Source organism: Dolomitihabitans soli, from assembly GCF_022213955.1.
Lineage (GTDB): Bacteria > Actinomycetota > Actinomycetes > Streptosporangiales > Streptosporangiaceae > Streptosporangium_A > Streptosporangium_A soli.
The window spans coordinates 62,554-77,434 of the sequence record NZ_JAKNTW010000024.1 but is presented as its reverse complement, the minus strand read 5'-3'; the positions used below and the strand labels follow the sequence as shown (position 1 = coordinate 77,434).

10 protein-coding genes are annotated in these 14,881 nt (G+C 73.6%); 5 read left to right on the top strand and 5 right to left on the bottom strand.

The window, feature by feature from the left end; translation table 11 throughout:
- The first annotated feature begins 23 nt into the window (after positions 1 to 23).
- From fdh to MBA17_RS35530, 4 genes are all read left to right on the top strand, one after another.
- Positions 24 to 3,254: a formate dehydrogenase gene (gene fdh / locus MBA17_RS35545; RefSeq protein WP_274386462.1), complete on the top strand. Its 3,231-nt coding sequence runs from the start codon at positions 24 to 26 to the stop codon at positions 3,252 to 3,254.
- 4 nt (positions 3,255 to 3,258) lie between these two features.
- Positions 3,259 to 4,038: a 4Fe-4S dicluster domain-containing protein gene (locus MBA17_RS35540; protein ID WP_238501999.1), complete on the top strand. Its 780-nt coding sequence runs from the start codon at positions 3,259 to 3,261 to the stop codon at positions 4,036 to 4,038.
- Complete coding sequence (gene nrfD / locus MBA17_RS35535) at positions 4,035 to 5,186, top strand: NrfD/PsrC family molybdoenzyme membrane anchor subunit (RefSeq protein ID WP_238501825.1); 1,152 nt, start codon at positions 4,035 to 4,037, stop codon at positions 5,184 to 5,186. The genes MBA17_RS35540 and nrfD overlap by 4 nt, the downstream gene beginning before the upstream one ends.
- A gap of 331 nt (positions 5,187 to 5,517) precedes the next feature.
- Entirely contained in the window at positions 5,518 to 7,329 is a 1,812-nt protein-coding gene (locus tag MBA17_RS35530) for a SelB domain-containing protein (protein WP_238501824.1), read from the top strand.
- Between the two features lie 271 nt (positions 7,330 to 7,600).
- On the opposite strand, the gene MBA17_RS35525 is transcribed toward MBA17_RS35530, so the two are convergent.
- A complete protein-coding gene (locus MBA17_RS35525; RefSeq protein WP_238501998.1) occupies positions 7,601 to 8,692 on the bottom strand; it encodes a PP2C family protein-serine/threonine phosphatase in 1,092 nt (363 codons plus the stop codon).
- Between the two features lie 369 nt (positions 8,693 to 9,061).
- Here MBA17_RS35525 and MBA17_RS35520 point away from each other — a divergent pair, with 369 nt between their 5' ends.
- On the top strand, positions 9,062 to 9,805 hold the full coding sequence (locus MBA17_RS35520; protein WP_238501823.1) for an ABC transporter permease: 744 nt from the start codon (positions 9,062 to 9,064) through the stop codon (positions 9,803 to 9,805).
- A gap of 30 nt (positions 9,806 to 9,835) precedes the next feature.
- Here the strand turns inward: MBA17_RS35520 and MBA17_RS35515 are convergent, their stop codons facing one another.
- From MBA17_RS35515 to MBA17_RS35500, 4 genes are read right to left on the bottom strand one after another with little or no spacing between them, the layout of a single operon-like run.
- The gene (locus MBA17_RS35515; RefSeq protein ID WP_238501822.1) at positions 9,836 to 11,248 is read right to left on the bottom strand and encodes an MFS transporter; all 1,413 of its coding nucleotides are present in this window, start codon (positions 11,246 to 11,248) and stop codon (positions 9,836 to 9,838) included.
- Positions 11,249 to 11,254: 6 nt separating this feature from the next.
- Positions 11,255 to 13,309: a xanthine dehydrogenase family protein molybdopterin-binding subunit gene (locus MBA17_RS35510; RefSeq protein WP_238501821.1), complete on the bottom strand. Its 2,055-nt coding sequence runs from the start codon at positions 13,307 to 13,309 to the stop codon at positions 11,255 to 11,257.
- On the bottom strand, positions 13,306 to 14,283 hold the full coding sequence (locus tag MBA17_RS35505; protein WP_238501820.1) for an FAD binding domain-containing protein: 978 nt from the start codon (positions 14,281 to 14,283) through the stop codon (positions 13,306 to 13,308). Before MBA17_RS35505 ends, MBA17_RS35510 begins: the two co-directional genes overlap by 4 nt.
- Positions 14,280 to 14,789, bottom strand: a complete 510-nt coding sequence (locus MBA17_RS35500) for a (2Fe-2S)-binding protein (RefSeq protein WP_238501819.1) — start codon at positions 14,787 to 14,789, stop codon at positions 14,280 to 14,282. The genes MBA17_RS35505 and MBA17_RS35500 overlap by 4 nt, the downstream gene beginning before the upstream one ends.
- Positions 14,790 to 14,881: the final 92 nt, after the last annotated feature.

The window sequence follows — 14,881 nt, the reverse complement described above, 5'->3', positions numbered from 1 at the left end:
CCCCCCGCCCGGCTCCCGTTCCTATGCGGTTGAACCGGACGAATACGGGCAGTATCCGCAATGTGACAGGTGTGGGCTGGATCTCCCGCTGGCCGGTGTTCCGGCAGCTCAGGGGAGACGACGGCAGGGGCGACGCGGCCCGTTCCGCGCGCACGGACGCGCTCAGGCCACGGGTCGAGGAGGCCGACGGCGTCGCCCGCTCGGTCTGCCCCTACTGCGCCGTCGGCTGCGGCCAGCTCGTGTACGTCAAGGACGGGGCCGTCACCCAGATCGAGGGCGACCCCGACTCACCCGTCTCGCGCGGCAGGCTCTGTCCCAAGGGGTCGGCGAGCAAGCAGCTCGTCACCCATCCCGGCAGACAGAAACAGGTCCTCTACCGGCCGCCCGGTGGCGCCGAGTGGCAGCGGCTCGACCTCGAGACCGCGATGGACATGATCGCCGACCGGGTGCTGCGGACCCGGCGGGAGACGTGGCAGCAGGAGTGCGACGGCAAGATCGTCCGGCGCACCATGGGCATCGCCGGCCTCGGCGGGGCGACGCTCGACAACGAAGAGAACTACCTGATGAAGAAGCTCTACACCGCTCTGGGCGCGGTGCAGGTGGAGAACCAGGCGCGTATTTGACACTCCTCCACCATCCCCGGTCTGGGGACCAGCTTCGGGCGCGGCGGCGCGACTACCTTCCAGCAGGATCTGGCCCGCGCCGACTGCATCGTCATCCAGGGCTCCAACATGGCCGAGTGCCATCCGGTGGGGTTCCAGTGGGTGGTGGAGGCCCAGGCGCGCGGGGCGAAGGTGTTCCACGTCGATCCGCGCTTCACCCGGACCAGCGCGCTCGCCGACCGGCACCTGCCGATCCGCGCGGGCAGCGACATCGTCCTGCTCGGCGCGCTGATCAACCATGTGCTCCGCAACGAGCTGGACTTCCGCGAGTACGTGCTGGCCTACACCAACGCCTCGTCGATCATCTCCGGCCGGTTCGCCGACACCGAGGACCTCGACGGCCTGTTCTCCGGCTTCGACGAGGAGACGCGCACCTACGACCCGTCGAGCTGGTCCTACGAGGGGACCGGTGAGGAGCCGGCGGCCGGACTGCGCGGCGAGCAACTGGAGGGCGGACGCCGCCACGCGGAGGCGGCCGGGGCCGAGCAGTACGGCTCGGGCGGCGCGGCGGCGACCGCGCGCCCCCCGGCGGACCCGGAACTCCGCCATCCCCGCTGCGTCTACCAGATACTCAAACGGCACTTCGCCCGCTACACCCCCGAGGTGGTGGCGGACCTGTGCGGCATCTCCGAGGAGGACTTCGCCGAGCTGGCCGGGACGATCACCGCCAACTCCGGCAGGGAGCGGACCACCGCCTGGGTGTACTCCGTCGGCTGGACGCAGCACACGGTGGGCGCGCAGTACATCCGCACCGCCGCGATCCTGCAACTGCTGCTCGGCAACATCGGGCGTCCGGGCGGTGGCATCCTGGCGCTGCGCGGCCACGCCAGCATCCAGGGCTCCAGCGACATCCCGACGCTGTTCAACCTGCTGCCCGGCTACCTGCCGATGCCCCACGCGCACGAGCACGAGGACCTGGCGGAGTATCTGACACACGCGGGCGGCGACACCGGCTTCTGGGGCAGGAAACGCTCCTACGTGGTGAGTCTGCTGAAGGCGTGGTGGGGCGACGCGGCCACCGAGGCGAACGACTTCTGCTTCGACTACCTGCCACGGATCACCGGCGACCACGGCCACTACACCACGGTGCTCGGCCAGATCGACGGCACCGTGAAGGGCTACTTCGTGGTGGGGGAGAACCCGGCGGTCGGGTCGGCGGGCGGCAAGGCGCAACGCCTCGGACTGGCCAACCTCGACTGGCTGGTGGTGCGCGACCTGACGCTGGTGGAGACAGCCACCTTCTGGCAGGACTGCCCGGAGCTGGAGACGGGTGAGCTGCGCACCGAGGACATCGCGACCGAGGTGTTCTTCCTGCCCGCCGCGAGCCACGTGGAGAAGGACGGCACCTTCACCAACACCCAGCGGCTGCTCCAGTGGCGGGAGAAGGCCCTCGACCCGCCCGGCGACTGCCGCAGCGACCTGTGGTTCTACTACCACCTCGGCAAGCGGATCAGGCAGCGGCTCGAAGACGACGAGATCGACCGGCCGGTCCGCGAGCTGACCTGGGACTATCCCGAGGAGGGCGAGTACCGGGACCCGTCCGCGCAGGCCGTACTGCGGGAGATCAACGGCACCGGCCCCGACGGGCGCACGCTGTCGGGCTACGTGCAGCTCCAGCCCGACGGGTCCACCCGGTGCGGCTGCTGGATCTACTGCGGCGTCTACGCGGACGAGACCAACCAGGCGGCGCGGCGCAGGCCGGGGCACGAGCAGAGCCCGGTCGCGCCGGAGTGGGGCTGGGCGTGGCCCGCCAACCGGCGGATCCTCTACAACCGCGCCTCCGCCGACCCCGAGGGCCGCGCCTGGAGCGAGCGCAAGGCGTACGTGTGGTGGGACGCGGAGCGGCGCGAGTGGACCGGGCACGACGTGCCGGACTTCGAAGCGGGCAAACCGCCTGGCTACCGGCCCCCGGAGGGGGCGCTCGCCGAGGCCGCGCTGGCGGGCACCGACCCGTTCATCATGCAGGTAGACGGCAAGGGCTGGCTGTTCGCCCCCGCCGGCCTGGCCGACGGGCCGCTCCCCACGCACTACGAGTCGCACGAGTCGCCGGTGCCCAACACGCTGTACGGCACGCAGGCCAACCCCGCACGCCGGATCTACGACCGCCCGGAACTGCCCTACAACCCGCCGATGTCGCCCCGGTTCCCGCACATCCTCACCACCTACCGGCTGACCGAGCACCACACGGCGGGCGGGATGAGCCGCCCCCTGGCGTACCTCGCGGAGCTGCAGCCCGAGCTGTTCTGCGAGGTGTCGCCCCTGCTCGCCGCCGAGCTGGGGCTGGACCACGGGGGCTGGGCGACGATCGTGACCAGCCGTTCCGCCGTCGAGGCCCGGGTGATGGTCACCGAGCGGGTCCGCCCGCTGCGCGTCCAGGGGCGGACCGTCCACCAGGTCGGCCTGCCGTACCACTGGGGCTGGGGCGGCGGCGGACTGGTCACCGGCGGCGTCGTCAACGACCTGATGCCCGTGGTCCTCGACCCGAACGTCTACATCCAGGAGGGCAAAGCGGTGACGTGTGACGTACGGCCCGGCAGGTGTCCCCGGGGGACCGCGCTGCTGGACCTGATGGAGGAGTATCGCCGTGGCTGAGCGGATGGGGTTCTTCACCGACACGAGCATCTGCATCGGGTGCAAGGCGTGCGAGGTGGCCTGCAAGGAGTGGAACGACGTCCCCGACGACGGATTCGTCTTCCGGGCCACCTCCTACGACAACACCGGGAGCCTCGGCGCGGACACCTGGCGGCACGTGGCCTTCATCGAGCAGCGGGCCCCGGCCGGCGGTGACGGCGGCGAGGGCATCGACCGCTGGCTGATGTCCTCCGACGTGTGCAAGCACTGCACGCACGCCGCCTGCCTGGACGTGTGCCCGACGGGAGCGCTCTTCCGCACCGAGTTCGGCACCGTGGTGGTCCAGGCGGATATCTGCAACGGCTGCGGCTACTGCGTGCCGGCCTGTCCCTACGGCGTCATCGACCGCAGGGAACGCGACGGCCGCGCCTGGAAGTGCACCATGTGCTACGACCGCCAGCTCGGCGGCCTCGAACCCGCCTGCGCCAAGGCGTGCCCCACGGACTCCATCCAGTTCGGGCCGCTCGACGAACTGCGGGCCCGCGCCGAGGAGCGGGTCACGGCCCTGCACGAGGCCGGCCGGCCCGAGGCCCGCCTGTACGGCGAGAGCCCCGACGACGGCGTGGGGGGCGCCGGCGCGTTCTTCCTGCTCCTCGACGACCCGGAGGTGTACGGCCTGCCGCCCGCCCCCGTCGTCACCACCCGCGACCTCCCTCAGATGTGGCGCTGGGCCGGTGGCGCGGCCCTCACCCTGGCCGGGGCCCTGGCCCTCTGCTTCGGCGTGCCGTCCCGGAGGCGGGGATGACGCGCGAGCAGGCGATGGTGCCGGAGGCGGAGTTCCGCTCCTACTACGGCCAGCCTGTGATCAAGGCCCCGATCTGGCACGAACCTCACATGCCCGTCTACCTGTACCTCGGCGGGCTGTCCGGGGCCGCGTCCACGATGGCCGCCGCCGCCCTGCTCTCCGGGCACGACCGCCTCGGGCGCACCGCCAGGGTCACCGCCGTCCTCGGCGCCGTCGCGGGCGCCGGTTGCCTGGTCGCCGAACTCGGCAGGCCCGAACGGTTCTTCAACATGCTGCGCGTGTTCAAACCCACCTCGCCGATGAGCATGGGCTCCTGGACCCTCGCCGCGCACAGCGCCCTCACCTCCCTCGCCCTCGCCCCCACGATCACCGGCGCCCTGGGCTCCGTCGCCGCCCGCTCCGCCTCCAGGTCCGCCGCCTCCAGGTCCGCCGTCTCGCGGCGGTCCACCTCCGGATTCGCCACCCGGGTCGCCGTCACGCCGCCTGCATTCGCCATCCGGGCCGCCGTCACGCCGCCTGCCTTCCGGCCCGCTCGCGGGTCCCGGTGGTCCGGTGGGTTCCATGGTGCGCTTTCCGGGGAAGGCGCCGTGGGCGCTCTCGTGGCCGGGCTGCCCGTCGCCGGTGACGCCGCGGTCGTCGTCAGCGCGCTGACGGGGCCGCTGATGGCCACGTACACCGCGGTGCTGCTCGCCGACACGGCCGTGCCCGCCTGGCACGCGGCCCACCGCGAGCTGCCGTTCCTCTTCGCCGGGAGCGCGCTGGCCAGCGCGGGCGCGGCGGGCATGCTGGGCACTCCCGCCGCGCAGGCGGGACCGGCCCGTGCCACCGCCGTCCTCGGGGCCGCCGTCGAGACGGTCGCGGGCGCGGTCCTGGAACGCCGCCTCGGGCTGGTCGGCGAGCCGTACGGCGAAGGCAGGGCGGGCCGGCTGCTCCGGGCCGCCCGTGCCCTGACGGTGGGAGGCGGCCTGCTCGCCGCGGTGGCCGGGCGCAGCCGGCCGCTGGCCGCCATGTCCGGCCTCGCCCTCACCGCGGGCGCCCTGTGCACCCGCTTCGGCGTCCTGGCGGCCGGGCGGGCCTCGGCCGCGGACCCCAAGTACACGGTCGTGCCCCAGCGGCGGCTCGCGGAGGAACCCGAGGAAACGCCGTAGCCGACGCACCGCACACCTGGTGCGCGTACGGTGTCGCGCGTCCCTGGTAGCCCGCCGAACAGGTGGCGCGCATTCTGGAGTCTGTGAACAGGTGGCGTGCGTCCCTGGAGTCTGCTGAACAGGTGGCGTGCGTCCCCGGAGTCCGCCGAATAGACGGTGTGCGTCCGGGGCGGCCGGTCCCTGGGTGTGCGCCGGTGCGACATGCGGCCGGTTACGGTGCCGGGCCGCGGGCCGCGTGTTACGTTCCCCGCGTGAGGGCGACCGGGGGCCGGGTGAGTGAGCCGGAGAAGCCGCCGCGCCGCGCCGGGACGATGCCCCGGGGCGGCCGCTGATGCACGTCGTCGCCACGGCGGGACACGTCGACCACGGGAAGTCGACGCTGGTGCGGGCGCTCACCGGGATGGAGCCCGACCGGCTGGCCGAGGAGCGGCGGCGCGGCCTGACCATCGAGCTCGGCTACGCCTGGACGGTCCTCCCGTCGGGGGAACGGCTGGCGTTCGTCGACGTGCCGGGACACGAACGGTTCCTGCGCACCATGCTGGCCGGGGTCGGCCCGGTGCCCGCCGTGATGTTCGTGGTGGCCGCCGACGAGGGCTGGATGCCGCAGTCGGAGGAGCACCTGCTGGCCCTCGCGGCCCTCGGCGTACGGCACGCGCTGCTCGTGGTGACCCGCGCCGACCTCGCCGATCCACGCCCGGCGGCCGAGGCGGCGCGGGACCGGATGGTCGCGAGCGGTCTGGCCGGGGCCGAGACGACGGTGGTGAGCGGGCGGACCGGTCAGGGGCTCGGTGAGCTGAGGCGGGCGCTGGACCGGCTGGTGGCCGCCCTGCCCGTGCCCGATCCCGCGGCTCCCGTCCGGCTGTGGGCCGACCGGAGGTTCACCGTGCGGGGCAGCGGCACCGTGGTGACCGGCACGCTGCCCGCCGGCACGATCGCGGTCGGCGACGAGCTGCTGTCGCCGGACGGTCCGGTCCGGGTCCGGGCACTCGAATGCCTGGGCGAGCCGGTGACCTCGGTGACCGGTGTGGCACGGGTCGCGCTCAACCTCCGCGGCCAGGCTCCGCCCGACCGGGGAAGCGCCCTGGTCACGCCGGGCGGCTGGACGTACACGGGCCACCTCGACGTACGGCTCGCCGCCGGTGGCGACCCGCCGCCACGGGTGACCGCCTACCTCGGGTCCGCCGCCGTGGCCTGCGACGTACGCCCGCTGGACGGGCGGCACCTGCGCCTGCGCCTGGCCACGCCGTTGCCGCTCCACGTGGGCGACCTCCTGCTCCTGCGCGATCCCGGCCGCGTCCCCGCCCATCCCCACGGTCACCCCCACGGCCACGACCGTGCCGAGTCCGGTTCGGGGCACGAGATGGCCGGCGGGCGGTGGGTGCTCGGCGCGGCGGTGGTGCTGGACGTGCGGCCGCCGGTGTTGCGCCGGCGAGGGGCGGCCCGGGAACGGGCGGCCGAGCTGGCGGTCGCGTCCCCGGACGCGGCGTTCCTGCTGCGGGTGCACCGGCTGCTGCGGAGCGGAGAACTGCTGGCCATGGGGTGCCCGCCCGGCGGCGACGCGGTGTTCGGCGACTGGCACGCCGATCCCGCCTACTGGGCGGAGCTGGGCCGGCGGCTGCCGGAGGAGGTGCGTCGGCACGCGGCGGAGCACCCGTTGGAGCCCGGCCTGCCGGTCGAGGCCGCGCGGCACCGGCTCGGCCTGCCGGAGCGGCGGCTGGTCACGGCACTGGTGCGGTCGCCGCTCACCGTCGCGGACGGGCGGATCGTCCCCGGCCCGGCCGTACTCCCCGCACCGGTGCTCCGGGCGGTCCGGCGGCTGGTCGCGGAGCTGTCGGACCGCCCCTTCGCGGCGCCGGAGGCCGGACGGCTGGCCGAGCTGGGGCTGGGGCCCCGGGAGGTGGCGGCGGCGGTCCGCGCCGGGGCGCTGCTCCGGGTGGCCGACGGGATCGTCCTGCTGCCCGGAGCCGACGCGCGGGCCGGCGAGCTTATCGCCCGTCTCCCGCAGCCGTTCACGGTCAGCCAGGCCAGGCAGGCGCTGAACACCAGCCGCCGGGTCGCAGTCCCCCTGCTGGAGCACCTGGACCGCCAGGGCGTGACCGAACGGACGGACGACTCCCATCGCCGCCACCGCGCTTCCGGCTGACCCCGGTTCGCCTGGGTCCCGTGTCGTTCGTGGGCGGCGGTGCCGGGCGAGTTGTTCGGGATGCGGGTCCTATCGCCGCCTTGGCGCTGCCGGGGGGAACCGGTCCATGTGGGTCCGTGTCGTTCGTGGGCGGGATGCCGGGCGAGTTGTTCGGACGCGGGTCCTACCGCCGTCATGGCGCTGCCGGGGGAGCCCGGTTCGGTAGGGGTCCGGTGGGTGTGTGTCGTTCGGTGCCGCATGCCGCGGGTCTTCGCAGGCCGGGATCGTTCACTCACTCCCGGGCGCGGCCGGTCCTGCTCGCCTTGGTGGCATCCGGGAGCGGGCCCACGCGCAGGCGCTCGATCGCGATCATGGCCGCGTCGTCGCCGAGGTGCCCGCCGGCGTAGGCGAGGAGGTCCTTGCGGAGGGACCGGCAGAGGGCCGCCGGTCCGTGGTCCGCCCATCGGGGGAGGCGCTCGGCCAGCGGATAGAAGGCGCCGGAGCCGTCACGGGCCTCGAGGACGCCGTCGGTGTAGAGGAGCAGGACGTCGCCCGCCTCGAAGGGGAAGGTGTGCACGGTGTACCGGGTGCCGGCGAGATCGCCCAGGCCGATCGGGGGAGCCGGCTGGACGACGTTGAGGGCCGTGACCTGACCGTCGCGGAGCAGCAGGGGCGCCGGGTGCCCGCAGTTGACCAGATGGAGCGCCCAGTCGTCGTCAGGGACCTCGAGAATCGCGGCGGTGATGAAGCGCTCGATGGCGTCCGCCTGATGGAAGTCCCTGCGGTCGGAGGCGAGGCTCCGTTCCAGGTCCGTCACCAGCAGGGGCAGGATGGTCTGCCGGTGGGCGGCCTCACGGAACGCGCCGAGCAGCAGACCGGCGTCGGAGATCGCTTCAAGACCCTTGCCGCGCACGTCGCCGACGATCAGCTTGGTGCTCCCCCGGGTGTGCACGGCACCGTAGAGATCGCCGCCGATCTGCGCCTCCGCCTCCGCGGCCAGATATTCGGTGGCGATGCGCAGCGGCCCGATCCGCTCGGGCAGGGGCCGCAGCACGACCCGCTGCGCCGCCTCCGCCACCGTCTGGATCTGTCCCAGCTTCCACCGGTCCCGCTGCCTCAGGTAGGCGTAGCCCATGACCAGGACGGTGACCGTGGCCAGCGCGATCACCTGCACCCGGACGTTCGAGGTGCCCAGCGTGCCGTCGTGCCAGCCGAGCACGAACTGCCCCGCCACGGCCAGCAGCCCGATCGCCCCCGCCAGGCGTGGCCCGGCGAACGAGGCGGTGATCGCCGGCGCGGCGACCAGCAGCGGACCGAGGTGGATCTCACTCGGCGCGAAGTAGTCGATGCCCATGATCAGCAGGATCAGTGCGAGCGGAATCATCACCAGCCCATGGCGTGGCCGCCACAGGCGGCGCTGCTCAGGCCGGCCCGGTCGCACCCTTGCTGCTTACCCGTACTTCGCCCCAACCCCCTGCCGCACCCGTCCCATGGTTTCGCCAAGCAGGCCCCGCCTTGCCCGCGGAATCGCCGACCATGGGATTCCGCCGACCTGCGAGGTCCGTTCTGGAGCAGACCGTCCGCCGCGTCCGGGGAGGCTCGGCCGGCGCGAGCCCTGCCGGGAGCACGACATCGGCGGAGGGCGAGCGGAGACGTCGCAGGCCGGCGCTCAGGGGCCGCCGGCCGCAGGAAGTCCCGCACGACATCGGCGGTGCGCCGGGCGGAGACGTCGCAGGGCCCCAGAATCTTGACCGTGACCTCCTCGACCATGATCTCGATCACTCCGGTTCTCGGCGTCGTTCTGGCCCTGCTCGCCGTGGGGGGCGCCGCCGTCGCCTGGCTGGGCCGCCTCGGGCACGCGCGGGCCGTCCTGACGGCCTGTCTGCGCGCCGCGCTCCAGCTCGGCGTGGTCTCGCTGGCGATCGCGTGGGTGATCGGCCGCCCCCCGGCCGTGGCGGCGTTCCTGCTGCTCATGTACGGCGTGGCGAGCGTCACCGCCGGGCGGCGGATCACCAGGGGGCGCGCGGCGTGGTGGGCGGCGCTGCCGATCGCGGCCGGCGCGTTCCCGGTCCTCGCGCTGCTGACGGCCACGGGAACGGTGGCCATGAAGGGGATCGTGATCATCCCGATCACCGGCATCCTGCTCGGCGGCTGCCTCACGGTCTCCGCGCTGGCGGGCCGGCGCGCGGTGGACGAGCTGGCCCAGCGCAGAGGAGAGGTGGAGGCCGCACTGTCGCTGGGGTTCGGCGCCCGCGACGCGGCCATGGAGATCTGCCGCCCGGCGGCGGCCCAGGCGCTGGTGCCCGGCCTGGACCAGACGAGGACGGTCGGCCTGGTCACGCTGCCCGGCGCGTTCGTGGGCATGCTGCTCGGCGGGGCGACTCCGATCCAGGCCGGTGTGGTGCAGCTCGTCGTGCTGGTCGCCCTGCTCGCGGCCGAGGCCGTCGCGGTGGTCGTGACGACCGAACTCGTCGCCCGCGGCCGGTTCCACGGCTGACCGGCGTCCGCTCCGGGCGGCCGCCGCGGGTCAGCGGCTGGAACTCAGGTCGAACACGGCCAGGGCGAGCGCCGCCAGGACGAACGCGCCCACCAGGAGCAGCCCGTGCTCGAAGGCCAGGGCCCAGTCGCCGGAGGTCTCGGCCACGGTGGCGAAGAACAGCGAGCTGACCGCGGCGATGCCCACGGCGGTGCCCATCCGCTGCCCGGTCTGCAGCATGCCCGCCGCGCTGCCGCCGCCCGAGGGCGGTACCTCCGAGAGGGTGATCGTCTGGTTCGGTGAGATCACCAGGCCGCTGCCGACCCCGGTGAGGAGCAGCGGGAGGGTCGTGAAGAGGGCCACCTGGTGTCCGGCCGCGAGCCGTACGGACAGGAGGGTCGCGAGCAGGCCGGCGAGGACCAGCACCAGCCCGGCGGTGACCAGGGCGCGGCCGTAGCGGTGGACGACCCGGCCGCCCGCCATGGCGGCGGCGCCGGACCCGAGGGCGAACGGCGTGATCGCCAGCCCGGCCTGCAGCGGGCTGTAGCCGAGGCCGCTCTGCAGGAAGAGGGTGTAGATGAAGAAGATCGCGGTGAAGCCCGCGAAGTACAGCAGGATGAGCCCGGCGCCCAGCGTGTACGAGCGCCTGCGGAAGAGGGACAGGTCGACCAGGGGAGCGGCGTGCCTGCCGTGCCTCAGCTCCCACACCACGAAGAGGGTCAGCGTGGCGGCGGCGAACGGCAGCAGCAGCCACTTGGCCGGTCCCTCCCACTGCCGTTCCTGCGCGAAGGGCAGCAGCAGCGCGATCACACCCGTGCCGAGGAGGACGACGCCGACCGGGTCCAGGCTCTCCTGACGGCCGCCGCCTCCGGCGGGGAGCAGCCGCCTGGCGAGGAACACGGCCAGCAGCCCGACGGGGATGTTGACGTAGAACACCCACCGCCAGCCCTCCTCCGGGCCGCCCAGCTGGATGAGCACGCCGCCGAGGATCGGCCCGGCAGCGGTGGCCAGCCCGATCGTGGCGCCCAGCAGGCCGAACGCCTTGCCGCGCTCGGCGCCCCTGAACAACTGCTGGATCAGCCCGGCGATCTGCGGGTTGATCACACCGCCCGCCGCTCCCTGGACGAACCTGGCCAGGATCAGCAGCCAGATGCTCTGGGCGAGACCGGCCATGGCGCTCGCCGCCACGAACAACACGAGCCCTGCCATGAACAGCGTACGGCGGGACCTCGCGTCGCCCACCCGCCCGGCGGGCACCAGGACCAGCCCGAACAGCAGCGCGTAGCCCGACACGATCCACTGCAGCTCGCCCTCCGAGGCGTCCAGCCCTGCGCGGATCGACGGCAGGGCGACGTTGACGATGCTCACGTCGAGCAGCGTCATGAACGCCGCGACCAGGCACACCACCAGCGCCTTCCACCGGCGTGGATCGCCGTGCCGGACCGGGGCGGCGGCCGAGTCCACGGCGGGTCAGCCGACCAGGCGGTCGATCCGGATCGGCAGGTCGCGGACCCGCCTGCCGGTGGCATGGTGGACGGCGTTGCCGATCGCGGCGGCGGTGCCCACGATGCCGATCTCGCCGATCCCCTTGGAGCCCATCGGGTTGAGGTGCGCGTCGTCCTCCTCGATCCACACCGCGTCGATGTCACGGATGTCGGCGATGGTGGGCACGTGGTACTGGGCGAAGTCATGGTTGAGGTAGTCGCCGAACTCGTGGTCCATGACGCTCTCCTCCATCAGCGCCATGCCCAGCCCCATCGTCATGCCGCCGATGAACTGCGACCGCGCGGTCTTGGGGTTGATGATCCGGCCCGCGGCGAAGACGCCGAGCAGCCTGGACACCCGGACCTCTCCGGTGCCGGTGTCGACCCTGACCTCGGCGAACTGGGCGCCGAAGGCGTGCCGGGCGAAGTCCTGCTGCCCTGCGAGCTCCTCGGCCGTGTCGCCGTACGCCTCGATGCCGGTGTCGGGTACGGCTCCGGCGTGTTCGTCGAGTGCGCGGCGGAGGGCCCGGCAGGCCAGCACCACGGCCGAGCCCCACGAGCCGGTGCCCATCGAACCGCCCGCCACCGGGGCGGGCGGCAGGGCGCTGTCGCCGATCTCCGCGGTCACCCGCTCCACCGGGACGCCGAGCGCCGCCGCGGCGATCAGCGTGAGCGTGGTGCGCGCGCCCGTGCCGATGTCGGTCGCGGCGACCGCGACCGTGTACCGGCCGTCGGGGCCGACCCGTGCCGTCGCCCGGCAGGGGCTGCGGTACACCGGATAGGTGGACGCGGCGACGCCGGTGCCGACGAGCCAGCGTCCCTCGCGCCGGATCCCCGGCCGGGGGTCGCGCCCGTCCCAGCCGAACCGCTCGGCGCCCGCGCGCAGGCAGGCGACGAGGTTGCGGGAGCTGAACGGCTTGCCGCTCTCCGGCGCGGTCGCGGGGTCGTTGCGGATCCGCAGCTCGATCGGGTCGAGCCCGCACTCGATGGCCAGCTCGTCCATCGCGGACTCCAGCGCGTACATCCCCGGGCACTCGCCCGGGGCCCGCATCCACGAGGGGGTGGGCACGTCGAGCCTGGCCAGCCGGTGAGAGGTGCCCCGGTTGGGCGCGCCGTACATGATGCGGGTGGCGATCGCGGTCTGCTCGGCGAACTCCGTGACCCGCGAGGTCTGCTCCACGACGTCGTGGGCGACGGCGGTGAGCAGTCCTCCGGCGTCGGCGGCGAGCCGGACCCGCTGGATGGTGGGGGTGCGGTAGCCGGTGAAGGAGAACATCTGCTGGCGGGTGACGGCCAGCTTGACCGGCCGCCGGATCGCCCGCGCGCACATCGCGGCGAGGATGGCGTTCGGGCGGGGCGAGCCCTTGGCGCCGAAGCCGCCGCCCACGTGTGGCGCGTGGACGCGGACCTGCTCGGGCGGCAGCCCGAAGACCTTGGCGACGCTGTCACGGCCGGTCGAGACGCCCTGGATGGAGTCGTACAGGGTGAGGTCGCCGTCCTCCCACAGCGCGAGGGTCGCGTGTGGCTCCATCGGGTTGTTGTGCAGCGCGGGGGTCGTGTAGGTCACGTCCACGCTGGAGTCCGCGGCGGCCATCGCCGCCTCGACGTCGCCCTGCCCGGTGTCGGTCGGGTACGCCGGGTTGACCTTGTCCGGCCGGTAGAGGCCGGGATGGGTGCCGGTGAGCCGCACGTCGAACTCGCCGGGCCGGTAGGTGACCTTGATCAGGCGCTGCGCCTGCCGGGCGATCTCCAGCGTCTCGGCCACCACCGCCGCCACGATCTGCCCCCGGTAGGCCACCGTACGGCTCTGGAACAGGGCCAGTTCGTAGTCGGAGGTGTCGGCGAGTTCGGGCGCGCCCTCGCAGGACAGCACGGCGAGCACCCCGGGCAGGGCCAGCGCCTCGCGCGCGTCCACCCTGATGATCTCGCCGCGTGGGATGTCCGCCTGCACGGCCACCGCGTGGCAGACGCCCTCCACCGGATACTCGTAGGCGTATCTGGCCTGCCCGGTGACCTTCGCGACGCCCTCGACCCGGTTCACAGCAGCTCCTCCAGCACGCCGACGATCACATTGCGGGCCAGCGGCACCTTGTAGGCGTTGTCCCGGAGCGGGCGTGCCTGGGCGAACTCCGCCTCGGCCGCCACGACGAAACTCTCCCGGGTGGCGGGCGCGCCGCGCAGTGTCGTCTCCAGCAGTTCCGCCCGCCACGGCACGTGGGCGACCCCGCCGAGCGCCACCCGGCAGTCGCGCACCACGCCGTCGGCGACGTCGAGCGCGGCGGCCACGGCGACCACCGCGAACGCGAACGACGCCCGCTCGCGCACCTTGCGGTACCGGGAACGGGCGGCGTACGGCAACGCGGGCAGTTCCACGGCGACGATCAGCTCGCCCGGCTCCAGCACCGTGTCCCGTTCGGGGGTGTCGCCGGGCAGCCGGTGCAGTCCGGGCATGCCGATCCGCCTCGGCCCGCCGGGCCCCTCGACGTGCACGACCGCGCCGAGCGCCGCCATCGCCACCGCCATGTCGGAGGGGTGGGTGGCCACGCAGGAGGCGGAGTGCCCGAAGATCGCCAGGTTGTGGTGCTCGCCCTCGCGCGCCGGGCACCCGGAGCCGGGGTCGCGCTTGTTGCACGGTTTGGACACGTCCTGGAAGTACGGGCAGCGGGTGCGTTGCAGCAGGTTGCCGCCCACGGTGGCCAGGTTGCGCAGCTGGCCGGACGCCCCGGCGAGCAGCGCCTGCGACAGCACCGGATAGCTCCGCCGTACCGCCGCGTCGGCCGCCAGGTCGCTGTTGCGCACCGCCGCGCCGATCCGCAGGCCGCCGCCCGGCGTCTCCTCCACCTGGTCGTACGGCAGGCCGGTGACGTCCACCAGCAGGTCGGGGCTGGCCACGCCCAGCCGCATCAGGTCCACCAGGTTGGTGCCGCCGCCCAGGTACATGGCGTGCGGCGCCGCCTCGAAGGTCGCCACCGCGCCCTGGGCGTCCGTGGCGCGCCGGTAGACGAACGGCCTCATCGCGACGCCTCCTTGATCGCCGCGAGGATGCCGGCGTACGCTCCGCAGCGGCACAGGTTGCCGTTCATCCGCTCCCGGATCTCGTCATCCGACGGCTCGTCCCCGAGGTCGTCGTCATCGCCGGTCACGGCGCTCGGCCAGCCCTGTTTCAGCTCGTCGAGCATGCCCACCGCCGAGCACAGCTGGCCCGGCGTGCAGTAGCCGCACTGGAAGCCGTCCTCCTCGATGAAGGCCCGCTGCACGGGATGCAGGTCGTCCCCGTCGGCGAGGCCCTCCACCGTGATGACCTCGGCCCCCTGGTGCGCCACGGCCAGCGCCAGGCAGGAGTTCACCCGGCGGCCGTCGAGGAGCACCGTGCACGCCCCGCACTGCCCGTGGTCGCAGCCCTTCTTGGCGCCGGTCAGGCCGAGTCGTTCCCGCAGCACGTCCAGGAGCGAGGCGCGGGTGTCGACGGCCAGACGCCGCTCGTCGCCGTTGACGGTCAGCACAATCTCGATGGCCTCCATGCGCCATCGTTACCCGACCGCTTCGCACCCATGCTCAAGCGGCGGCAAACGATCCCACCGCGACCTGGGCCGATGTACGGCTGCGCGGCTCG